Source organism: Bacillus sp. FJAT-27445 (assembly GCF_001510665.1).
Lineage (GTDB): Bacteria > Bacillota > Bacilli > Bacillales > Cytobacillaceae > Bacillus_D.
This window is the reverse complement of sequence record NZ_LMTI01000005.1, coordinates 233,208-253,760: the sequence shown is the minus strand read 5'-3', so window position 1 is coordinate 253,760 and position 20,553 is coordinate 233,208. Positions and strand designations below refer to the sequence as shown.

The following is a 20,553-nucleotide window of genomic DNA, read 5'->3' as shown; positions in this document are numbered from 1 at the left end:
CGTATCATCGGGCCTAGAGAGCAGGACCTACTACGATTCGCTTCCTATCTGATTCCCAATGCAATCTTAGCATAGCGGGACATCATGTCTTTTGACCAAGGAGGGTTGAATACGATATTAACATCGACATCCTTTACTTCCGGGATATCTGCAAGAGCGCGCTTTACCTGGTCGACAATCGTACCGGCGAGCGGGCAGCCCATTGATGTCAGCGTCATCGTAACGGTAGCCTTTCCTTCCTCGTCCATTTCCACGTCATAAACAAGGCCAAGATTGACAATGTCAATGCCAATCTCCGGGTCAATGACCAATTCAAGCGCACCCATCAAACTATCTTTTAATTCCTGATCCATTCATATCGCTCCCTTGATTATTTTAAACAGGAAAAGGCTTGCTTCTCCTGCCAGCTCCAACTATTAAAATGCAACGGTTTTTCCCTCTGGTATCGCCGTTTCCTTCACAGCTCCAAGATGTTCCGAAAACCAGTCGACAAGCGCATAAGTCCCTTTTCTGGTAACTTTGTGACCTGCACGCTTTTCGGAAACGAATGCGAGATCGCCTTTTCGCTCCGGATCCTTCAGCAGTTTTTGATAAAAATCCCAAGCATAGCGATGGGGTACAACCGTATCAGCTTCCCCGTGCCAGAACAAGAGAGGCCGCCCTTGAATTTTTTCAGGCTGAAGGTTCAAGTCATAAACTCCAAGCGCCCCAATCTGCGCATTAAGTTCTTCCTTTGAAAAAGGAAGCTGATACCCTCTTTTTTGCAATTCATCGACCTGCCACCCGGCCATGGCCTGGTAGCTTGGCGATCCCATGAGGCTTACCGCAGCCCCAATCCAGTCGAATTGGGTCAAAGCGCCAAGTGTGACAATCCCGCCCATCGATGTGCCAGCAAGACCTATTTCTCCCGGTGAAGCAAGTCCGCCGTTGACGAAAAACTCCTTGACGGTATTTACTTCATGGATGGTTTTTATTACAATTTCCCAAAACCTTCCTGACAACTCCTCTTCGGGCAACTCTTCGTCACGCTCACCATGATAGGGAGCATCGGGCAGGACGGCGCGAAAACCTTTTTCAGCCAGCAGATAGGCAATATGAAGGTTATTTTCCTTGGCGCTCGTAAAGCCATGGACAAAGATGACCAAAGGCAGCTTATCAGCTTGAATTTCCTCTTTGACAACTTGGAGAACGGGAATTCTGTTAATATACTCCTTACGGATAACAACCAAAGATTTAGACCTCCTGAGCCTACTATTTATAGTTTACCGAATTTTAACATCGTGCAATGTGATTTTTTTTACAGGCAAGCTGTATAATTGGTAACATAGTGACTATGGCAACACAAATATGACTGTAGTTTTAGTTTACCATTTTTACCGCGGTAAGCATAAAAGTATACCTTGGGTAAAGGGAATTAAAAGACGAAAAGGAGATACCATGACAAACAGACACTTAATTGCACTTGATTTGGACGGAACTTTGCTTACAGACGATAAGGTAATTTCCGAAAAAACCAAAAACGTATTAATGAAAGCAAAAGAAGAGGGACATATCGTCATGATATCCACCGGGAGGCCATACCGTTCAAGCGAACCATACTACCGTGAACTTCAGCTCGATACGCCAATCGTGAACTTTAACGGCGCTTTCGTCCACCACCCAACAGACCAGTCGTGGGGCATGTACCACTCGCCTCTCGATATCAGGGTCGCAAAGGATATTGTCGAGGCGTGCCGTTCCTTCACATTCCATAATATCATCGCCGAGGTCATCGATGATGTGTACTTCCACTATCACGACGAAAAGCTCCTCGACATTTTCAGCTTCGGAAATCCGAGGATTACTTCCGGTGACCTGGCGGAGTATTTGGAAGATTCTCCTACGGCTATGCTCATTCATACCGATGAGGAGCATGTTCAAACAATCCGCAGGCATCTAAGCGATGTCCACGCAGAAGTCATTGATCACAGAAGATGGGCCGATCCTTGGCATGTCATCGAAATCGTTAAATCCGGAATGAATAAAGCAGTCGGCCTGAAACGGGTAGCCGATTCCTACGGGATTCCTGCCGAGCGTGTCATTGCCTTTGGCGACGAAGACAATGATCTTGAAATGATTGAATATGCGGGACGCGGCGTCGCCATGGGCAATGCCATCAGCCAGCTGAAATCACTTGCAAATGACATCACGCTTACGAACGAAGAAGATGGCATCGGCGTTTATCTTGAAGAAACGCTGAATTTAAAAAAGCGCATCTATTAGGTTTTTAATCGCCTTTTGTAAAAATACCCTTCAGGGCCAACGCGCCTGGAAGGGTTTTCCTATTTATCCCTCTTAAGTAAAGAGCATACTAGCAATGAAGCAGCTGCGCTGTTTCGCATCTAGCTCATAAATGGAGGGATTTCGAATGGGTAAACGCACCAAATCGAAACGCTTTGTCAAGCAAGGGGCAGACTCAGTTGCAAGGCATAGCCAGCGCATCCCGTACCATACCACCTATGCTGAAGCAGAGGCCCAAAAGTTGGAGAACGTCAGGGAATCCTCATACGGAGGGATTTAACGATGGCCAACCAGCTTTTTCAACAAGCTAGAAAGTTTACGTCTCATGCTCTTGATTCAACGCCCGAGGAGAGGCAGGAAGCAGTAGCAAAAGCGAAAAACGCGCTTAGCTCTGCATATGCCAATTCAACCCTTGCGGAACAAAGGCAGCTGGCGGAGATGCAGGAGCAACTGGACAGCCTTGGCGGATAGGCGAATTGGCCATTACCCAGCGGAAATGAACCTGGAATAGACAGCCGAGGCACATCTGCATTTTTGCAAGAAGGGGAATTATGAGCAAATGAAAGGCCGGGACCTCAATGGACCCGGCCCTTTCTATTCTTCGAGCCTAGGAAAGTCTACTCTTTTCCCCGGAATTGTTCCAGGATCACTGCCATTGGCTCTCCGGATATTGAACTTCCCTTCTTTTCGTACAGGTTCAGAATCAGAACGCCATTTTTCGGCAGTTTACCCGGAGGGATATTTATTTTAACCTCAAACTGGCCCCATTCAGGGTAAGCTTTTCCGCTAGGCACCTTTGTTTCTGGAACAAGCTGGCTATGGCCGTCTTCAACAGTATAGAAAAACTCTCCGGAACGCGGGCGCGCCTTCCCGGTTACCTTATAACTCCCGTTTGTCCCTTCTGTTTTAACTTCTGTAAATATCGTTTGCTCCCCAGGTTCGCTTGCCCTATCCCCTTCCAGCCCTCCTGCCGGTACGGTGACAGTGGTTTCCGCACTGAGGTTTGCCGGATTAGGTGCTTTCCCGTCCACACTTGTCGGCAGAACTGTTGCGACAACCTTATAGTTGCCTTCCGGGACCCGGATTCCATCTGAGGAATATGGCCAAGTTTCTTTCCATACTTTTGTTCCGCCGCCCGGGACTGTTACCGTTTGCAGCGCCTGGAGGAAGGCTCTTCCTTTTGAATATAAAAAGACTTCGCCGCCGTTTTCATCAAGGACATAAATTTCATAGTACTGGGATGTGGGGAACTGAAGCTGGGCCGTTTCTGAGCCTTTATTTTTAAGCTGCAGAAGGATAGCTGCTTGCTCAGGGCCGGGCTCAACCTGGATATTTAGCTGAAGGCCATCCGGTTTTCCCTGGCCATTTTGCGCAAATGGCAGCCATACTGATAAAAGAAGCCATGATGCAATAGTAAGTTTCATCGACAATCCCTCCTAAAGTTCAAGCAATTTTCTTGCTCAATCCTTTCTGAAAAAACCCAACACACCTGTTGTTGGGACAATGTTTGTAAATGCCTGCGGATCTGTTTCCTTGATAATCCTTTCGAGGTCGAAAAGCTCATACCTGGTAATGACAATCATGAGCATTTCATTGTCCTCGTTCTTGAAAGCACCCTTTGCCGGAATTGCAGTGATGCCGCGGACTAGCTTCGTTTGGATGGCACGTTTTAATTCCGCTGACTTTTTAGATACTATGAACGCCGTAAGCTTTTGGGCTCGGGTATGAATGGCGTCAATGACCCGGGTCGAAGCGTACAGGTTCACCAGTGTGTAGAGCGCTTTTTCCCAACCGAATAAATACCCGGCGGTAAGCGTAATAATTGAATTCAGGGCAAAGAAGTATGTCCCGACCGGCTTGTCCTTCATACGCGACAAAATCATTGCAATGATATCGAGTCCCCCAGTCGACGCCCCCCACATTAACGTTATGCCGACCCCTATCGCCGATATAACCCCGCCGAAAACGGCATTCAACAGAATGTCACCCGAAATGTGCAAGACGGGAATAAGCTCCAGGAACAGTGACATTAATGCGACACTTATGAAACTGTAAACAGTGAATGACTTGCCAACCTTCATCCAGCCAAGGATTGTAACCGGAATGTTCAATGCCAGCAGCAAAAAACCCGTTGATACTGTAAGCGGAGTTGCCTCTGTCAAAACCCTTGAGAGCAGTTGGGCGACCCCTGCGAATCCACCTGCATACACATCGGCGGGGATGAGGAATAAGTTCAGCCCAACCGCGTTTAATAACGCTCCAATCAAAACAACCGCAAGCTTTTTTGTATGAAGCCAAACCATCCATTCCTCCCCTTTCAGCCACCCATGACCGTTCGACAAATTTCGGGTGGTGCCTGGCACTGTTCGGTTTTCGACAAATTCCGGGTGGTGCCGGGCTCTGTTCAATACTTCTATAATTCCCCTTTTTTATCAATTATGTCTAACATCGTTGTTTTTTTAAGTTGAAACCGATAAACTGAGGAAAAAGAGATGATTTGAAGGCAGGGTGAGTGAATGGCGTTAAAACTATTTGCCGACAGTGCATGCGATTTGCCGCTAGCATATTACGAAGAGAATCAAGTTGGCCTTTTCCCGTTAAAAGTCCACGTGGATGATAAGGAATACGAAGATTTGCGGGACATTTCGCCGGAAACAATCTACAGCGCCATCCGCGGCGGGAAGGTTCCGAAAACCTCCCAGGCTTCACCGCTCGGTTTTGAAAAAAAGTTTACCGAAATGGCCGAGAATAAAGAAGATGGCATTTACATAGCTTTTTCATCCGAGTTGTCAGGCACCTATCAAACAGCGGTGATGATCCTTGAACAGGTAAAGGAATCCTATCCAGATTTCAACCTGACAATCGTCGATACGAAGTGCGCATCGCTTGGCTACGGGCTTGTTGTGAAGGAAGCAGCGGAACTTGCTGCAGCTGGAGCGTCAAAGGAAGAGATCCTGAGGGATGTCGAGTTCAGAAGCAAGCATATGGAGCACTTATTTACAGTGGAAGACCTGGACTACTTGGCAAAAGGCGGCCGTGTATCAAAGGCATCGGCTTTCCTGGGCGGTCTGCTTAATATCAAGCCGCTCTTGAATGTGGAGGACGGGAAACTCGTCCCCCTTGAAAAAATTCGCGGCAAGAAAAAGCTTTTGCGAAGAGTCGTGGAGGTCATGAAGGAACGCGGCCGTGATTTTGGCTCACAGGCAATTGGCATCAGCCATGCCGATGACCGGGAAACTGCCGAGGAGATAAAGCAGTTGATTGTCAATGAATTTTCTCCCAAGGACGTCTATATTACCGATATTGGCGCTGTCATTGGAGCACATACAGGCCCAGGCACAATCGCGATTTTCTTTTTGAACGAATTGCCGAAGTAATTCCTGGCTTTTAAAAGCCGGCTTTTTAAAAAACATCTATTGGTCTTTTTTTAATATCTTAATCCGCATACTCCTTTCCCGGAATACAGACACTAAAACTGTATCTTCGGGAAAGGGGTTTTTCATATGTCGACTACTTCGGACAATGATAAAAAAGCAAAAGACAACAACGCTCTCCGCCATGAAAAAAATATGATCCGAGAGAAGAATCGGAAAGCAGGCAAGAATTCCTATTCAAAAAAGACAGACCATTTATAAGGACCCGCAATGGGTTCTTTTAATTTTAAGAAGTGGCCGAAAACAAAAGCCAGGCCCCATTTTTGGGTGCCCGGCTTCAAACTACTCTTCCTTCTTATACGTCCATGCGCCTTCCTGGTATACTTTGCCGTCCTTCATTAGCTTGCCGAGCGCCCTCTTAAATGCACCCTTGCTCAAGCCGAACCGCTCCTGGATATCCTCGGCCATGCTTTTGTCGCTGTATGGCATCGCTCCATTCCGTGAGAGGAGGTAGTCGTAAATGGAAGCTGCATCTTCTTCGACAGCATCCTGTTTTCTTGCCAATAGCGATACATTGACCGTGCCATCCTCTTTTACATCGATTACCCTTCCCTCAACTTTTTGTCCGAGGCGTGGCTCTTCCGGACGCTGGGATTCGTGGATGAACCCACGAAACCCTTCCAACGTATAAATCCAGGTTCCGACCTTTGCCGTCCGGTAAATATGGCCCTGGACATTTTTATTAAAATCATTCCTTGTCGCTTTTACCGAAATTTCCTGGATAACCGGGTCTGTCGCCAGCTTAGCATATAGCCGGTATTGGCGGTTCACTCTGATTGTCGCATACACCATATCGCCGACGGTCGGCCAAATGGATTTATGTACTGGCAAATCTTCTTCGCCTAGCAGGATGTCCTTCTGAATGCCGATACCAAGGAAAACACCCACTCCTGCCTTCGTGTCGACTACCTTAAGCCAGCCATATTCCCCGGCTGTGATCACTGGCATTTTCGAAGTTGCAACAACCCGCCCGTGCGCATCAGGGTAAAGGAAGACTTCGATCTTTTCCCCTTCCTCGTACTCCGCTTCCGCTTCATTGCTGTGAAGGAGCACATCCTCTTCCCCATCTGTTAAAAAATAGCCGTATGCGGCCTTCCGTGCCACTTCAAGCGTAACCTTTTGCCCTACTAGTTCAATCAATGCCACTTTTTCTTCCTCCATTTATTCTAAATTGGCGCTAAAAACGCCTCCATAATAGGCGGATCAACGCCTTAGCCATAATCCCTCTCGGATGCCATCTATTGTTTCACTTTCTATATTCTACTATAATGGAAGCGATAATGAAAAACTGATCGGAGGTTCTCCATGTCCAAAGATAGCTCTTTTGATATTGTATCCAAAGTTGATTTTTCCGAAGTCACGAATGCTGTCACCGCAGCAATGAAAGAAATTCAGACCCGCTATGATTTTAAAGGGTCGAAAAGCCAGGTCACCCTTGACAAGGAAGACCTTGTCCTTGTTTCGGACGACGAATACAAGCTTGACCAGTTGAAGGATGTCCTGCTTGGAAAATTAATCAGGCGCGGCGTCCCGGTCAAGAACCTTGATTACGGGAAATTGGAAGGCGCATCCGGCGGGACTGTCCGCCAACGCGCTAAGCTTGTCCAGGGAATTGACAAGGATAATGCCAAAAAGATCAATACAATTATTAAAAACAGCGGATTGAAGGTAAAAAGCCAAATACAGGATGACCAAATTCGGGTTACAGCGAAAAGCCGCGATGACCTGCAGCGAATCATTGCCGCGGTAAAGGAAGCGGATTTAACGGTCGAAGTGCAATTTTTAAATTACCGCTAAGCCGGTATGGCTTTTTTAAAAAAAGTCCATCCCATCAGTATGAAGACAGTTTCGGTTCGGGATATGGCCCCAAACTGTCTTCATAACCACGATGAAGACACTTTCACCTTGAAAAATCACACCAAACTGTCTTCATAACCACGATGAAGACACTTTCACCTCGAAAATCCATACCAAACTGTCTTCATTGCTTTACCCTGCGGCTGGAAGCCTAGACTTCCGGTTTTTATTTTGGAGCAGCCTCCCTTACAAACGCGATTACGTGATACTTCTATTTTTTCCCATGTTAGTTTCTGCCCGAAAGAAGGAATTATGTGGAGTAGGACTAACTAGAGGAGGCAGATACCATGAATGAAAAAGAATTGCCTAAAGGCGGTTTCCCGCCCCAACATCAGGACGAGCAGCCTGGGCTTGTAAGCAAGATGGATCCCGAGCCAATCCATGTGGACCCGGACTATAAAGGAAGCGGTAAGCTCGCCAACAAGGTTGCGCTAATTACTGGCGGCGACAGCGGCATCGGAAAATCTGCTGCGATTTACTTTGCCAAGGAAGGGGCCGATGTTGCAATTGTCTACCTTGACGAGGACTCGGACGCGGATGATACGAGAAGGCAGATCGAGGATGAAGGAAGGAAATGCCTGCTTATCCCAGGCGATGTCGGAGACGAAGCTTTTTGTAAGACGGCCGTCGAAAAAACGATTGACCAGTTTGGCAAACTGGATGTGCTAGTAAACAATGCAGCGGAACAGCATCCACAGCAAAGCTTGCTCGACATTAGCTCCGAACAGCTAGAGAAAACCTTCCGTACAAATATTTTCTCGATGTTCCATTTGACAAAGGCAGCGTTGCCGCATTTGAAAAAAGGAGCCTCCATCATCAACACGGCTTCTATAACTGCTTACGCCGGCCATGAGACCTTAATCGACTATTCAGCAACGAAGGGGGCCATCGTTTCCTTCACCCGTTCGCTGTCCATGTCGCTTGCGAAGGACGGGATCCGTGTTAATGGAGTTGCACCGGGACCCATTTGGACACCGCTCATCCCATCCACATTTGACGAGAAGCAGGTCTCGAAGTTCGGTGCTGATACGCCTATGGGACGGGCCGGCCAGCCGTTCGAACTGGCACCAGCGTATGTGTTCCTCGCCTCCAATGATTCAGCGTATATCAGCGGCCAGATGATCCATATTAACGGAGGCAAAATAATAAACGGATAATGTATTGGCATCCACAAAAAAAGCCGGACCCACAATGAACTTCGGGTCCGGCTTTCCTATGTTTTTTATTGAATTATGATCCTTGAAGCCTTTTCTTTTTCCCACGCCTTGCGAGGAAAATGAAAAGCCCGATGAAAAATGCCCAGATTGCCACCAATGTTGCAATAAAGGGATAATTAAGCCCCTGTTTTTCCGCAAGAACAAAAATTTCACTTTCATCACGCTCAAGAACCAGAGTGAATCCATCCTTTTTCCCTACGGATTTTTCATCAATCAGCAAGCCCCTTAACTCATTACCCTCGGGATTGACCTGTTCTGGATCAAGGCGAACCGTTTGGGTCTTGCTTGTGTTGTTTATCGCGATAACGGCTGTCTCGCTCTTATACTGGCGCTTAAATACAGCCATTCCATCTCTTTCATACAGCTTCTCCATCGTACCCCTGGTGAGGGAAGGCAGCTTATCCCTTAATTCACTCAGCTTGGCAATGTGGTCGATCAGCTCTTTATCGGCCCTGAAATTCATGAGCCGCCTATTATCAGGCGCGTCCCCGCCGTCCACAGCAATTTCCGTTCCATAATAAATAATCGGGATGCCTGGAGCCGTATACAAATATGACAGCGCCTGCTTCCATTGGCTGCCAGGGAATTGCTTTACCTCAACCATATCTCTCGTAAACCTAACCGTATTGTGATCATCGAAAAAAGTTCCCATTTCGTGTGGGTTAGGTATTCCCGCATCCCTTTCTCCCAAGCTGTCCAAAATCGGGGACATACTCAGGTCCGGTTTGACAAGGGACTTTCTCATTGCTGACATAAGCGGGTAGTCATAAAATGAATCAATGCCCGCGTCCTTATATTCTCCAAATAGGCTCCCGCTTTCAGGCCCAAGATCGCCAAGCAAGTAGAAGCCTTCTTTTTCAGCTTTCACAGCCTTGGAAAATTCTTGCCAAAATTCCGCAGGGACATTCGCTGCTGAACCAAGCCGGTAACCATCGATATTTGTTTCCTTGATCCACCATTTGGCTGCATCGATTAAAAAACTGCGAACTTCGGGATTTTCATGGTTAAAATCGGGCAAACCATCCACCCAGCCATTCAGTTGTTGCTCCCTTTCCGCAGAATTCACAATGTCCTTTTGTTCATGGAACCAATCCGGCCCCTTTTCTGAAATATACTTGCTGTTCGGCCCGGCGCTATTGGCAGGGAAATCGATTAGCACCTTTAAATCAGATTTATGCGCTTCCTTAACAAGCTTTTTAAATTCCTTTAGCGTTCCAAAATGCTCATCGGTTTTGTAAAAATCATTTACCCAGTAACCATGGTAGCCGCCATCGACATTATCAAAAACCGGCGTCAGCATGATTGCTGAAAAGCCCATATCTTTTATATGCCCAAGCCGATCAATGATTCCCTTGAAATCACCGCCATTATAAGACAATGGGTCGTTGGCATCCACTTTTTTGTCATTCTTCTGATCGCCATTGTTAAAACGATCAACCATAAGAAAGTAAATCGTCTCGTCCTGCCATTTCCGGCCGTCCTTTTCAAGAGCCTGTACAGGCAATGCTCCGAAAAGGAGGAGCGGCACCAGGATGCATGCTGCCAGTTTGGCCTTCATGCGCTTCCATCCCCCTACTGGCAGGTACAAAATCCCGCCATATTTTTTTATAAAAAATCCTATTTCCACATAGTATTGTACCATATGCACCTAATTTGTCAGGTGAAAGAGAAGGGGATTTCGTGGGAGATTGAATTTAGCATCTGTTACGCATGGCTTGTCCACTAGTGGAAATTCAATTTCCGAGTATCAGATTTGCGGAAAGGAGAATATTCTATTAGGAGGCAATGGGAAGTTTCCCAGCCATCGTTTTTTACTAGTGTATGCTAAATGCCCGGGCGCGTTAATTTGTCCCTAAAAAATATAGTTCCTCCAAAGGACTATAATGCCCGTATGGAAAGAAACTACTAGTTATAAAATCATAAGTTTATGTCTAAAAAGGAGATAGCACCGTTCACGGAGGTAATGTGATGAATCGACAGCAGCGCGACAAAATTTATGAGACCCAGGCAAGAGCCTTTACGGAAGGATCCATTGAAAATATAAATGAACAATGGGTTTTTTTTGAAAAGGAAACAGAAGAGGCTTCGCTGCTTGAGGAGTATCTTCTTCAGGAGATTGAGATTTTCAGGTTAAATCGTTGGCGGAAAGGTATTCTAGTCGAGGCGGGAAAAGTTTCATTTGGCGAAGAGAGCGCGTTTTTGCGCGACCTTGACAGGATAAGGGTTAGAAAGCATCTCATCTATTCTCTGGAAAGACTTTTGGAGCGAATCCATCATGACGCCTTCTTCCAGTTTGTCACAACGTTGAATTCTCTCGGCTTTTCGATTTACGATTGCCTTTATTGCTACAACCATCTTAATTTCTTAAGTGATAATTCCCCAAAAAGCGGGGTTAACTTCATGATTTTCGATAACCAGGAAGAGATTTGCGGTGTGCAGCATCATTTTTGCTATTTTGAAAAAGAGAGCGACCGTTTTGAATTTACACTCAATACAGGGAAGCGGCTGGTGATTGAGAAGCTTGCCTCTTCCTGATATTTATTTTTTTGATTGTCCGGTCTGATTGCTTTTTGGCCAAGCTTTAATACTTATCGACTTCATATAAAAAAATGAAACACGGGATCCGTCCCCTGCTTCACGTTATGAAAAAAAGCCGCCAGTGGCAGCTTTTTAGAACCAGTCAATTCCTTTTGGCAGGCTGAAGCCGAGGAGAAGAGCAAGTACGAATGCGATTGCAAGCTGAATCCATAGGACATTCTTGCTTTCTCTCTTGCCTGTCTTCATTAGGATAAATTCCATGATGGCGATTATCCAAAGGCCGACTGCCGTTTTTAGAATGTAAAGCAATCCAATTTTTGTTAAGGAAAATAACATCATGAAGCCAGTTGCCAAAATAAGCAGGTAAACGACCCTTAAAATCATATGGGTAATTTTCGCGCCTTTTTGGTTTCCGCTTTTGTACATGGATAGAGCGACGAAAAATAAAATTGCGCCTAGTACCCAGGTTGTGATATGGGCGTGTGTCATCCACTTTGCCTCCTTTATGATTTTCGCTACTATCATACCATAGCGACTATGAAAATCCTAAATATACGGTGCCAAAAGTGGAATCCATTGGCTATTCCAAAATAGTATTCCTTAGCATGCCAATTTTCTCAATTTCAATTTCAATGGTGTCCCCTGGTTTTAAAAATTTTGGAGGGTTAAAGCCTTTGCCGACCCCGGCAGGCGTACCTGTCGCAATGATATCCCCCGGCTCAAGCGTCAATCCTTTTGAGAGATCCTCGATCATTTGCTCTATCGAAAAAATAAAATGCTTTGTATTGGAATCCTGTCTTACTTCCCCGTTCACCCGCGTCCGGATATCCAGCTTCCCGGCATCCTCTACCTCATCAGCCGTTACAATCCAAGGTCCCATCGGGCAGGAACCATCGAGGCTTTTTCCAATGAAAAACTGCTTATGGCGCTTTTGAAGATCCCTTGCCGTTATATCATTTAAAATTGTATATCCGTACACATAATCAAGCGCATCTTCTTTCTTAACTGCATTTCCCCTTTTTCCGATGACTACTGCCAATTCCCCCTCATAATCAAGCTGCTGAGTAATTGCAGCATGGTGTGGAATTTTATCCTCAGGTCCGATTACGGCAGTCGGCGGTTTGGTAAAAATCATGATGTGCTCTGGTATATCCTCCGGTCCGCCCATTTCGATTGCATGTTCAGCGTAATTTTTTCCGACACAGAACACATTTTTTAACGGCCGCGGAATCGGAGCCACAAGCTTCACTTCCTCTTTAGGAATCCACATGGTCCGTCCATCTTCATCCGTTTCGGCCCATTGGCCAAGCTCACGTATGTACTCACTCATCGATGGACCGGATTGAATGATTTCCAGCAGGCTTCCAGGGATTTGGCCTCCTCGTTCTGGACGTTTTTCAGAAGCGGCCTTCAGTGGAAGAACAGAGTGACCGTCATTGCTTACCAGTACAGGAATTGTTTCATCATTATGCAGGACAGTTGCTAGTTTCATAACATTTAGCGCTCCTTACATTCTCAATTTCCTTTAGTATACAGAAAAGAACCTTCCTTTTTAAAGGGAAGGTTACGGAATGTTCTATTTTTTCAAAACTGGGGCAGTCTCCATAATCACAATCCGCTACTAATAAATTGCATGACGACAGGGCCCAATAGCACGATGAACAGGCTCGGGAATATGAACAGAACTAGAGGGAAGAGCATTTTAATCGGCGCTTTCATTGCCGCTTCCTCAGCCCTCTGCTTTCGCTGCTCCCGTACCTCAACAGATTGTGCACGCAGGACCTGCACCATACCGATACCGAGTTTTTCCGCCTGAAGAATGCTGCTGATGAAGTTTTTTACCGAATCGACTCCCTCAAGCCGATCTCTCACACCTCCAAGAGCCTCTCGCCGCAGCTTGCCAAGCCTCATCTCCTCCAATGAGCGCTGGAATTCCTCCGCAAGGATACCCTCCTTTTTGGATACAAGCTTGCTTATTGCCGCATCAAACCCAAGCCCCGCTTCCAGGCTGACTGTCAGCAGGTCGAGTGTGTCAGGCAATTCCTTCAGGGCCATCTTCTCACGGTACTTGGTCTTCTGCTTCAAATAATAGTGAGGAAGGATTGTTCCAAGAGCAAGACCGATAAATGTGGCAAAAAAGACAGCGGATGAACTCAGGTTGATAAGAAGGCAATACCCTGCAAAAACGACTGGAAGTACGATGCTTGCCGCTGCCTGGAAAAGTCGGAAGTCAACGGGGGTCATCCCAAATGGAAAGCCCGCGCGCTCAAGCTTCCTCTCGATTTTCGCCTCTTTTTCACCAGGCATCCTCTTCTTAAAGCTTTTTTTAAAATCGTTCATTACCGGCTTAAAAAAACGCTGGTTAAAGGATAACTGCTCTTCTTGTTCCACCTTTAAGACATTTTTTTGCTGCTCTCCAGTAATATAGACGGATACACGCTTTTCCACATGCTCCTTCTTTTTTGTTCCTAAGGTTAATATGCCATAAGTAAACAGGGTTATTGCCAGGAAAAGAGTGAGGTAGACCAATTCCTACACCTCAATATTTGTGATTTTTTTGATGAACAAGAAGCCAATTGTACAAGAAATCGCCCCAACTGCTATCATTCCTATTCCAATAGGATGGGTAAACATCGGTATCATAAAGTCGGGTTGGATAAAATAAAGCGCCACACCGAGAAATAACGGTAGCAAGGCAATCACAACTCCCGACATCCTGCCTTGTGCAGTCAGGGTTTTGATTTGGCGCTGAATCCTTGTCCTGTCCCTGATCGTTTCGACGATTTTCTCTAAAACGGTTGCCAGGTTGCCTCCCACTTGGCGCTGAATCAGGATTGCCTGAATCATTAAATCCAAATCCTCGCTCGGCATCCGTTCCTTCAACTCATATAGAGCATCTTCAATGCTGCTTCCGTATTGCATGGATTTAATAACCGATTCGATTTCTTCTTTTATTGGTGAGTCAGACTCATCGGCAACCGATTTTAATGCCTGCTGGAAACTGAATCCTGCTCTTAAAGAACCAATGATGGTAGTGATCATGTCCGAAAGACCTTCATTGAATTTCTCAATGCGTTCTTTTTCCTTCCTTTTTAAAATATAGCCAGGGATAAGATATCCAATTAAACATCCAGGGAAAAACAATAGCCAGTGGCTGAAAAACAAGACTAACAGCATTCCGGATAATCCCGCCGCTATCCATTGGAAAGTAATGAACTCATCTGGCTTCAGAGGGACTCCCGACCTGGCCAGCATCGTTTCGAGTTTATTGTTCTTCTTTTTCGTAAGCAGCTTTTTGGTAATGTTTTTTCTAGCGGCCGTATATCTGGCGAATAAATCCATTTCATTCCGGCTTATTTCAACTTCCCCGTGAGAGGATAAATACCTCTCCATCCTTTTCTCGATTCTCTGATTGCGGAAAAAGAAAAGCTGGAACAACCCGTAAAATAATAGAAAAGAAGAAAAGAGACTAAACAAAAGCAGAACTGCTTTCATGGCTAATCCTCCCTTTCAATAAATACATTGGGAGGGACATGGATGCCTGAATTTTCAAGCCGCTCATAAAATTTTGGACGGACGCCTGTTGGAACAAGTTTGCCTGTATACTTTCCTGATGCGTCTACCCCAGTTTGCCGGTAAACAAAAACATCCTGGAGGACAATGACATCGCCTTCCATCCCCTGGACCTCTGTAATGTTCGTAATTTTCCTTGATCCATCTTTCAGCCTTGATTGCTGAATGATCAAATCAAGCGCTCCTGAAATCTGCTCGCGGATCGCCTTAATGGGGAGATCGACCCCTCCAAGCAAAACCATTGTTTCAAGCCTTGAAATCATATCCCTTGGGGAATTGGAGTGTCCAGTTGCCAGGGAACCATCGTGGCCAGTATTCATTGCCTGCAGCATATCGAGGGCTTCGGCACCGCGCACCTCGCCAATTACAACCCGATCCGGCCTCATCCTAAGCGAGTTCCTAACCAGGTCGCGGATTGTAATCGCTCCCTTCCCTTCGATGTTCGGGGGCCTTGATTCAAGCGAAACAACGTGTTCCTGGCCAAGCTGGAGCTCTGCTGCATCTTCAATCGTTACAATCCGCTCGTCATGGGGGATGAAGTTTGACAGTACATTGAGTGTTGTTGTTTTGCCCGAACCTGTACCGCCGCTGACAAAAATATTTAGCCTTGCTTTTACGCAGGCATCCAGGAAGACAGCCATCTCATGTGAAACTGTGTTAAAATTTATTAAATCTTCTATTTGAAAAGGATCCTTGGAAAATTTCCGGATGGTGATGGTTGGACCATTCAACGCGAGCGGCGGAATTATGGCGTTTACCCTCGATCCGTCCGGGAGCCTCGCATCCACCATTGGCGAGCTTTCATCAATCCTTCTTCCGATCGGGGCAACTATTTTCTCGATGACATTCATGACATGCTCGTTGTCCCTGAAAGTGATATCGGTCAGGACAAGCCTGCCTTTTCTTTCGCAATAAACCTGTCTTGGCCCGTTTACCATTACCTCTGAAACTTCTTCATCGAGAAGTAATGGGTTAATTGGACCAAAACCGGTTAAATCATTCGCCAGCTCAGCAACAACCATTTTCCGGTCGACAATGCCACGGAAAGAATCATCTTCCTTTATTACTTCCATGGCCATTGCATCAAGCTTAGGAATAATGTCGTCGACTTCTTCATCCTTAAGTTCGTTGAGGATTTTCTTATGAAGGATACTTTTTAATTCCTTCTGTTTGTCTGCCTGTTTTTGGCGAATTGGCTCAATAATTTGCTCTCTCGGCTGCTCTTTTAGTCTAGGGATTTCATCAACTTGTGCCTTCGGAGTGCTTTTTTCGGGGATTATCTGCTCCTCGCTTGGTTTAGGATTCGCGGCTTCTGATGCTGTTTTGTTTTTTTCATTGATGCGCTCTAGCAGCTTCATTTTGATAGTTCCCCTTTCTTGCGTTTCCAGGGGAATAAGGATATCGCTTTTGCTTTCTTTTTCCCAATTCCCTCTCCAGCCTTGTTGGATGCAATCAATTCCGCCATTTTAAAAACGGCTTTCGCAATATCGGATTTCGAGTTGCCAATCACAAACGGACTGCCCATATTCAAGGATTTCGAACATATTTGAAAGTCATTTGGAATATAAATAGGGGCTTCCTCCCCTAAAATCCTCGCTCCATCCTCGGCTTTTATGACACTTTCCATATTGGCTCTGTTCAGGACAACACGAACCTTTTCCCGTAATCCAAGGATTTCGAGCGTTTCGAGCAGTAATTTGGTGTTTTTCATAGCTGCCATTTCAAGAGTTGCGACAACGAGGATTTCATCCGCTTTTTCAATCAAAGTTAGCGTCTGTTCATTTAATCCGGCACCAGTATCGCAAACAACAAAATCATGTTTCATCAACAGAAATTCGACCATTTTTGAAACAGCCTCTTTTGTTAATAGATCCGCGTACTCCGGCCTTTCCGGCGCGGGCAGGACTCGTACCCCGCTGCTATGGACACTTAAATATTCTTCGAGGCGATGTTCATCAAGCGAACCGATGCCTTCCATCGCTTCCTTGATTGTGAACGTGTGCTGCAAATCCATTGCAAGTGAAACATCCCCAAATTGAAAATCGCCATCCAGAACTGCGACGGAATGATTCCTTTTGGATAAAGAGACAGCCAGATTGACAGAGAGGATTGTACGGCCAATCCCGCCTTTGGCGCTGCAGACGGCAATCATCTTCCCGCGGGTTTCCGGAGCACCGCCCTCAATTGTTGTCTTTTCATCAAACCCAGCCATCTCCATCACCTTCCATCAATTAACTCTCATTTCCTTGTTCCGGGCTTTCATCAGCCTTCATGATCGGCCTGGTATGCAGCATTAAATGAACGATCCCTTCTTGTGATGCCTTGACAATCCTTACGGCATCTTCCGGCTTTACTTCGAGCGTAACAGCCGTATATTCTACATAGGGTTCCTTCGTATTTTCAGGCAGGGTTATTTTCCTGCCGACAGCCAATACCCTTGCTTTTTCAAGCAAAATGCTCGTCCTAAAATCAGGTACATCGGCCGCTTTTTTATCTTCTTTTGCAAAAATCACGCCTACCTCATCTTCAGGTTCTATTAGATTTGTAACCGACTGAGGCAGGTTTAGGGAAACGGAAACAGCCCGGTATCCTTCCCTCACCTTACGGGAAACATACATTGTCTCTTCTGTTTGGGAAACAAGCCTGTGAGCCAAAATCGGTTCACCTTTTTCAATCATGGCATCCGCCAGCTTTCCTTCTGCCTGCGAAAGGGAGGAAATGGCTTGGGGAAGGGCCATTTCTTCGGCTACCCGGATTACCTCAAGTTTCTCCGCCGTAACTATTTCGTTTTTATTGATCCTTTCCTTAGCCACTACTATTTCCGTTGTCGGAGCAGAAGTGGTTTCCTTGTTATCGAACTTATTCATGTACTGATAGAACAATGCTGTCGTAATAATCCCCATAACAAGGGCCAGCACTAAAACCATCTTTGATCGCATTTTCCCACCTACTCTGTTAACCGGATGGCATAGGCTCCCCGGTCAAGGCTGCCTTCCTCATAATAACCCGTTCCCGGAAATTTAATGAACATCCCGGTAATTGATGTATCGTTGTTGCTCATCGGTTCTGTTATATAAAAATAGGCAAAACCGGTTACTTTTATGGTTTTCAGCTGGTTGGAATCGAAATTATATGGCTTGTAGACAGGGATAAGGATAATCCTCGAGCAATCCCTATCAGATAAATCCCCGATAGCAGATGAACATCCATTTATCAATTCCTGGACAACCGTCCTCGTCTTTCCGGCAATGTTACCGGTTTCGGTTGGGATAATTTCCCCAACCTTGATTTCCTGCTGATAACCATATCGGAGATTTTCTTCATACGTCTTCGCACCCGGTCCATTGAGGGCAAGTACGCCGAAAACCCCGCTAGTTGAACCGGATGAATCTGTTTTTAATTTTACAATCGTGCCGTAATTTAGCGGAGTATCCTCATGGACCCCAAGAGGTGCAACTCCGCTTGCCCTACCCATTGGTGCGAGCGAGGCTGCGGCGGCAGCTCTGACATCGACTGTTTCGTACCCGAACAACCCCACGAATGCCGGCTTCACCTTTTTTAACAGGCCAACCCTTACTTTTTTGTCTTTCACTACGAGCAAGCTTTCCTTTGAACCTGATTCACCGTGGTCTGTGAGGATTCTATTTACCACTTTATTGACTTTTTCTTCGGAATTAGCAAGCTCCTGAGCTCCGGATAGTACAGCGGCATTGGCGGCCTTTTGAAGTTTGCTTTTTGTCATATAAAGCAATCCGCCGTCAATGGCAAGGCCCGTAATACAAAGCAAAGCAACCATGGCAAGCGCTACATAGGTGATTGCAATCCCATTTTCCTCTTTTAAAAATTTCCTCATGTTTCATCCCTCCCTATTCAACCCGGATTGTGGAATCCGTTTGGGCATAAAGCGGAGACGGGAAGAGGCTCGATAAGAACGGAGTATACAGCTTTATTGGATACTTCAATTTTACTTTTACATAATCCCCGGATTTTCTTATTGAACCAGGCGGAGAGATATCAACAATCAATTTGCTTGAATCCCCGAGGTGGACATAACTTTTCGCAAATGATGTTATTTCTGCATCCGTCCTCCCCAGCCCCCCTTTCCGGACTGTTTCCTGGGCGGCCATGTGGAGGTGGGCATAAGAATAAGTCACTCTGCCAAAATCCAGAATCCCAATTACGAGTAATAACAAAATGGGCAAGACAAGGGCAGTCTCCACTAATGATTGGCCGGATTCATTCTTTTTCATAAAATCATCCCGGCCCGGAAAAATTGAATGGCCGCACCCACCGCGATTGCAACGCCATATGGATACGTCTGTTTCATAGAATCCTTATCGAAAATGATAGGGATTTTCAGTCCATTCATTAATCCGAGGAATGAAAAGAAAAGCCCTTTTATTAATTGTTTTGCGCTCTTCCGAAACACAATAAGAAATAAAGCAAAGACTCCACCCGCCAGCGCCATATAAATAGCCGATAATGCGACAAACTTCGCTCCCATCAGCGCTCCAATCACGGCGAGGAGTTTCACATCCCCCGCTCCCATCCCGCCTAACAGATAAGGAATAAGGAGAATGCCGAATCCGGCAAGGAACCCGAGAATGGATAAGGTGAATCCTTCAAGCCCGCCTGTCATCAAATTTACCGCTAGTGACACGATCAGGAAAGGCAACAGGACCTTATTGTATATTTTCCGCTCCCTCACATCCGTCACAGTGCAAATAACCAGCAACAAAAACAGTAAAATGGCGTTTATCACTCGAAAAACCTCTTTTCCAGGTAAATCTCTGATTGAAAAAAGCCCCACGTTGACTCCTCAAACGCAAGGCTCTTAACTGCTAACAATGTAAATTAAAGCTAAAATTAATTAACGTAAGAAATTAAACAAATTCTATTAAGGTGTAGTTGGAGTTTTAGTTGCATTACCAATATCAGTTGTTGCATTTGTAAATAATTCAACAATTTTCGCCCTAAATGTGACTAGGACCCCAACTACGCCCAAAGCAATAACCCCCAAAACCAAACCGTACTCAGTCATACCTTGTCCTTGTTCTTCAGTTAGCAATGCTTTCATTTTTTTCGTCATGATTGTAAAACTCCCTTATTTTTTATTTTTAATAGATAAACAATGTCCCACTTTCAAGTCTGCATTCTGTATGGTTCCCGCCGGCAATTCTAGTACTGAGCGGGCTTTCCGGCGGACCTTTCCAATCTTTGAGGGCGCCATATTTTCGTCAATGCCCACGACGATGCTGTTTCCGTCCAAATACACAACATCGATTGGATAGTTCATGAAGAATGTGTGGATGGATTGGCAGGGTTGTATGAGCAGGCCGTGACCCGCGGGCAGATCCTTTGTAAACATCAGGCCCTTCAGCCTTTTGAAAAAACTGTCGGCGCTGCCTACCGAATCTGCAATCTCCGTCCCGTTCGACAGATTCACGACCTTCAACCTTCGTCACCTCCTGCAAAATAAAATGACCCCGCCTTTACCGAAAGGGGGATCATTGGTAAATAAACACACCTATGATGCACCCTGATCTTTCGGTAACTGGCTGGCATAGCACAAACGTGCGTTAGCCCCTGTAGTTTTGCGTCACTGATTTTCATCAGTTTTGCCTTTATCGAGATACAGCGCGCATATCTTGTCG

26 protein-coding genes and 1 riboswitch are annotated in these 20,553 nt (G+C 45.8%); of the genes, 8 read left to right on the top strand and 18 right to left on the bottom strand.

What is annotated here, in order from left to right:
* Positions 1-44: 44 nt before the first annotated feature.
* Positions 45-353 (bottom strand): metal-sulfur cluster assembly factor, encoded by a 309-nt coding sequence (locus AR337_RS15890; RefSeq protein ID WP_059172994.1) that lies wholly within the window; start codon positions 351-353, stop codon positions 45-47.
* A 63-nt stretch (positions 354-416) separates the two neighbouring features.
* Entirely contained in the window at positions 417-1,229 is an 813-nt protein-coding gene (locus AR337_RS15885) for an alpha/beta fold hydrolase (protein ID WP_059172993.1), read from the bottom strand.
* Positions 1,230-1,437: 208 nt separating this feature from the next.
* Between AR337_RS15885 and AR337_RS15880 the strand changes: the two genes are divergently transcribed.
* The 3 genes from AR337_RS15880 (at position 1,438) to AR337_RS15875 (ending at position 2,751) form a co-directional block, all read left to right on the top strand.
* Positions 1,438-2,262, top strand: a complete 825-nt coding sequence (locus tag AR337_RS15880; protein WP_059172992.1) for a Cof-type HAD-IIB family hydrolase — start codon at positions 1,438-1,440, stop codon at positions 2,260-2,262.
* A gap of 145 nt (positions 2,263-2,407) precedes the next feature.
* The gene (locus tag AR337_RS23525) at positions 2,408-2,560 is read left to right on the top strand and encodes a hypothetical protein (protein ID WP_172797559.1); all 153 of its coding nucleotides are present in this window, start codon (positions 2,408-2,410) and stop codon (positions 2,558-2,560) included.
* Positions 2,561-2,562: 2 nt separating this feature from the next.
* Positions 2,563-2,751 (top strand): DUF3813 domain-containing protein, encoded by a 189-nt coding sequence (locus AR337_RS15875; protein WP_059172991.1) that lies wholly within the window; start codon positions 2,563-2,565, stop codon positions 2,749-2,751.
* A gap of 146 nt (positions 2,752-2,897) precedes the next feature.
* Here AR337_RS15875 and AR337_RS15870 read toward each other — a convergent pair whose 3' ends face one another.
* Together AR337_RS15870 and AR337_RS15865 are read right to left on the bottom strand one after the other, a co-directional pair.
* Positions 2,898-3,704, bottom strand: coding sequence for a BsuPI-related putative proteinase inhibitor (locus tag AR337_RS15870; protein ID WP_059172990.1), 807 nt, complete (start codon positions 3,702-3,704; stop codon positions 2,898-2,900).
* Between the two features lie 36 nt (positions 3,705-3,740).
* Positions 3,741-4,583 carry a YitT family protein gene (locus AR337_RS15865; protein WP_059172989.1) on the bottom strand — a complete coding sequence of 281 codons (843 nt, stop codon included), beginning with the start codon at positions 4,581-4,583 and terminating at the stop codon, positions 3,741-3,743.
* Between the two features lie 213 nt (positions 4,584-4,796).
* Between AR337_RS15865 and AR337_RS15860 the strand changes: the two genes are divergently transcribed.
* On the top strand, positions 4,797-5,657 hold the full coding sequence (locus AR337_RS15860) for a DegV family protein (protein WP_059172988.1): 861 nt from the start codon (positions 4,797-4,799) through the stop codon (positions 5,655-5,657).
* 126 nt (positions 5,658-5,783) lie between these two features.
* The gene (locus AR337_RS22800; protein WP_082687014.1) at positions 5,784-5,915 is read left to right on the top strand and encodes a DUF3941 domain-containing protein; all 132 of its coding nucleotides are present in this window, start codon (positions 5,784-5,786) and stop codon (positions 5,913-5,915) included.
* An 81-nt stretch (positions 5,916-5,996) separates the two neighbouring features.
* Here the strand turns inward: AR337_RS22800 and AR337_RS15855 are convergent, their stop codons facing one another.
* Complete coding sequence (locus AR337_RS15855) at positions 5,997-6,860, bottom strand: S1 RNA-binding domain-containing protein (protein WP_059173295.1); 864 nt, start codon at positions 6,858-6,860, stop codon at positions 5,997-5,999.
* Positions 6,861-7,019: 159 nt separating this feature from the next.
* On the opposite strand from AR337_RS15855, the gene AR337_RS15850 reads away from it, so the two are divergent.
* Positions 7,020-7,511 (top strand): YajQ family cyclic di-GMP-binding protein, encoded by a 492-nt coding sequence (locus tag AR337_RS15850; RefSeq protein ID WP_059172987.1) that lies wholly within the window; start codon positions 7,020-7,022, stop codon positions 7,509-7,511.
* A 347-nt stretch (positions 7,512-7,858) separates the two neighbouring features.
* Complete coding sequence (locus AR337_RS15845; RefSeq protein ID WP_059172986.1) at positions 7,859-8,728, top strand: SDR family oxidoreductase; 870 nt, start codon at positions 7,859-7,861, stop codon at positions 8,726-8,728.
* A gap of 73 nt (positions 8,729-8,801) precedes the next feature.
* Here the strand turns inward: AR337_RS15845 and AR337_RS15840 are convergent, their stop codons facing one another.
* Positions 8,802-10,346, bottom strand: a complete 1,545-nt coding sequence (locus AR337_RS15840) for an alpha-amylase family glycosyl hydrolase (RefSeq protein ID WP_059172985.1) — start codon at positions 10,344-10,346, stop codon at positions 8,802-8,804.
* A 410-nt stretch (positions 10,347-10,756) separates the two neighbouring features.
* Between AR337_RS15840 and AR337_RS15835 the strand changes: the two genes are divergently transcribed.
* Complete coding sequence (locus AR337_RS15835) at positions 10,757-11,323, top strand: DUF2777 domain-containing protein (RefSeq protein ID WP_059172984.1); 567 nt, start codon at positions 10,757-10,759, stop codon at positions 11,321-11,323.
* A 135-nt stretch (positions 11,324-11,458) separates the two neighbouring features.
* Here the strand turns inward: AR337_RS15835 and AR337_RS15830 are convergent, their stop codons facing one another.
* The 12 genes from AR337_RS15830 to AR337_RS15775 form a co-directional block, all read right to left on the bottom strand.
* Positions 11,459-11,815, bottom strand: a complete 357-nt coding sequence (locus AR337_RS15830; protein ID WP_059172983.1) for a YisL family protein — start codon at positions 11,813-11,815, stop codon at positions 11,459-11,461.
* A gap of 91 nt (positions 11,816-11,906) precedes the next feature.
* Positions 11,907-12,818 (bottom strand): fumarylacetoacetate hydrolase family protein, encoded by a 912-nt coding sequence (locus AR337_RS15825; protein WP_059172982.1) that lies wholly within the window; start codon positions 12,816-12,818, stop codon positions 11,907-11,909.
* Positions 12,819-12,934: 116 nt separating this feature from the next.
* Positions 12,935-13,774, bottom strand: coding sequence for a type II secretion system F family protein (locus AR337_RS15820; protein WP_253701808.1), 840 nt, complete (start codon positions 13,772-13,774; stop codon positions 12,935-12,937).
* A gap of 84 nt (positions 13,775-13,858) precedes the next feature.
* Complete coding sequence (locus tag AR337_RS15815) at positions 13,859-14,821, bottom strand: type II secretion system F family protein (protein WP_059172980.1); 963 nt, start codon at positions 14,819-14,821, stop codon at positions 13,859-13,861.
* Positions 14,822-14,823: 2 nt separating this feature from the next.
* Complete coding sequence (locus AR337_RS15810; protein ID WP_082687013.1) at positions 14,824-16,257, bottom strand: CpaF family protein; 1,434 nt, start codon at positions 16,255-16,257, stop codon at positions 14,824-14,826.
* Complete coding sequence (locus AR337_RS15805; protein ID WP_059172979.1) at positions 16,254-17,111, bottom strand: AAA family ATPase; 858 nt, start codon at positions 17,109-17,111, stop codon at positions 16,254-16,256. Before AR337_RS15805 ends, AR337_RS15810 begins: the two co-directional genes overlap by 4 nt.
* Before the next feature lie 19 nt (positions 17,112-17,130).
* Positions 17,131-17,838: a Flp pilus assembly protein CpaB gene (gene cpaB / locus AR337_RS15800; protein WP_059172978.1), complete on the bottom strand. Its 708-nt coding sequence runs from the start codon at positions 17,836-17,838 to the stop codon at positions 17,131-17,133.
* Between the two features lie 8 nt (positions 17,839-17,846).
* On the bottom strand, positions 17,847-18,752 hold the full coding sequence (locus AR337_RS15795; protein ID WP_059172977.1) for a TadE/TadG family type IV pilus assembly protein: 906 nt from the start codon (positions 18,750-18,752) through the stop codon (positions 17,847-17,849).
* 13 nt (positions 18,753-18,765) lie between these two features.
* Positions 18,766-19,149, bottom strand: coding sequence for a TadE/TadG family type IV pilus assembly protein (locus AR337_RS15790; protein WP_059172976.1), 384 nt, complete (start codon positions 19,147-19,149; stop codon positions 18,766-18,768).
* On the bottom strand, positions 19,146-19,661 hold the full coding sequence (locus AR337_RS15785; RefSeq protein WP_059173293.1) for a prepilin peptidase: 516 nt from the start codon (positions 19,659-19,661) through the stop codon (positions 19,146-19,148). Before AR337_RS15785 ends, AR337_RS15790 begins: the two co-directional genes overlap by 4 nt.
* A gap of 135 nt (positions 19,662-19,796) precedes the next feature.
* Positions 19,797-19,988 carry a Flp family type IVb pilin gene (locus AR337_RS15780; protein ID WP_059172975.1) on the bottom strand — a complete coding sequence of 64 codons (192 nt, stop codon included), beginning with the start codon at positions 19,986-19,988 and terminating at the stop codon, positions 19,797-19,799.
* 15 nt (positions 19,989-20,003) lie between these two features.
* Positions 20,004-20,345 (bottom strand): DUF192 domain-containing protein, encoded by a 342-nt coding sequence (locus AR337_RS15775; protein WP_253701873.1) that lies wholly within the window; start codon positions 20,343-20,345, stop codon positions 20,004-20,006.
* Positions 20,346-20,445: 100 nt separating this feature from the next.
* Positions 20,446-20,532, bottom strand: a riboswitch (cyclic di-GMP riboswitch).
* Between the last annotated feature and the right edge of the window lie 21 nt (positions 20,533-20,553).

What these genes read in the sequence shown, in the direction of transcription:
- AR337_RS15815 (WP_059172980.1), bottom strand. Translation starts at nt 14,821, where the DNA reads ATGAAAGCAGTTCTGCTTTTGTTTAGTCTCTTTTCTTCTTTTCTATTA.
- AR337_RS23525 (WP_172797559.1), top strand. Translation starts at nt 2,408, where the DNA reads ATGGGTAAACGCACCAAATCGAAACGCTTTGTCAAGCAAGGGGCAGAC.
- AR337_RS15865 (WP_059172989.1), bottom strand. Translation starts at nt 4,583, where the DNA reads ATGGTTTGGCTTCATACAAAAAAGCTTGCGGTTGTTTTGATTGGAGCG.
- AR337_RS15795 (WP_059172977.1), bottom strand. Translation starts at nt 18,752, where the DNA reads ATGAGGAAATTTTTAAAAGAGGAAAATGGGATTGCAATCACCTATGTA.
- AR337_RS15810 (WP_082687013.1), bottom strand. Translation starts at nt 16,257, where the DNA reads ATGAAGCTGCTAGAGCGCATCAATGAAAAAAACAAAACAGCATCAGAA.
- AR337_RS15790 (WP_059172976.1), bottom strand. Translation starts at nt 19,149, where the DNA reads ATGAAAAAGAATGAATCCGGCCAATCATTAGTGGAGACTGCCCTTGTC.
- AR337_RS15780 (WP_059172975.1), bottom strand. Translation starts at nt 19,988, where the DNA reads ATGACGAAAAAAATGAAAGCATTGCTAACTGAAGAACAAGGACAAGGT.
- AR337_RS15845 (WP_059172986.1), top strand. Translation starts at nt 7,859, where the DNA reads ATGAATGAAAAAGAATTGCCTAAAGGCGGTTTCCCGCCCCAACATCAG.
- AR337_RS15805 (WP_059172979.1), bottom strand. Translation starts at nt 17,111, where the DNA reads ATGGCTGGGTTTGATGAAAAGACAACAATTGAGGGCGGTGCTCCGGAA.
- AR337_RS15830 (WP_059172983.1), bottom strand. Translation starts at nt 11,815, where the DNA reads ATGACACACGCCCATATCACAACCTGGGTACTAGGCGCAATTTTATTT.
- AR337_RS15825 (WP_059172982.1), bottom strand. Translation starts at nt 12,818, where the DNA reads ATGAAACTAGCAACTGTCCTGCATAATGATGAAACAATTCCTGTACTG.
- AR337_RS15860 (WP_059172988.1), top strand. Translation starts at nt 4,797, where the DNA reads ATGGCGTTAAAACTATTTGCCGACAGTGCATGCGATTTGCCGCTAGCA.
- AR337_RS15850 (WP_059172987.1), top strand. Translation starts at nt 7,020, where the DNA reads ATGTCCAAAGATAGCTCTTTTGATATTGTATCCAAAGTTGATTTTTCC.
- AR337_RS15870 (WP_059172990.1), bottom strand. Translation starts at nt 3,704, where the DNA reads ATGAAACTTACTATTGCATCATGGCTTCTTTTATCAGTATGGCTGCCA.
- AR337_RS15840 (WP_059172985.1), bottom strand. Translation starts at nt 10,346, where the DNA reads ATGAAGGCCAAACTGGCAGCATGCATCCTGGTGCCGCTCCTCCTTTTC.
- AR337_RS15890 (WP_059172994.1), bottom strand. Translation starts at nt 353, where the DNA reads ATGGATCAGGAATTAAAAGATAGTTTGATGGGTGCGCTTGAATTGGTC.
- cpaB (WP_059172978.1), bottom strand. Translation starts at nt 17,838, where the DNA reads ATGCGATCAAAGATGGTTTTAGTGCTGGCCCTTGTTATGGGGATTATT.
- AR337_RS15875 (WP_059172991.1), top strand. Translation starts at nt 2,563, where the DNA reads ATGGCCAACCAGCTTTTTCAACAAGCTAGAAAGTTTACGTCTCATGCT.
- AR337_RS22800 (WP_082687014.1), top strand. Translation starts at nt 5,784, where the DNA reads ATGTCGACTACTTCGGACAATGATAAAAAAGCAAAAGACAACAACGCT.
- AR337_RS15835 (WP_059172984.1), top strand. Translation starts at nt 10,757, where the DNA reads ATGAATCGACAGCAGCGCGACAAAATTTATGAGACCCAGGCAAGAGCC.
- AR337_RS15880 (WP_059172992.1), top strand. Translation starts at nt 1,438, where the DNA reads ATGACAAACAGACACTTAATTGCACTTGATTTGGACGGAACTTTGCTT.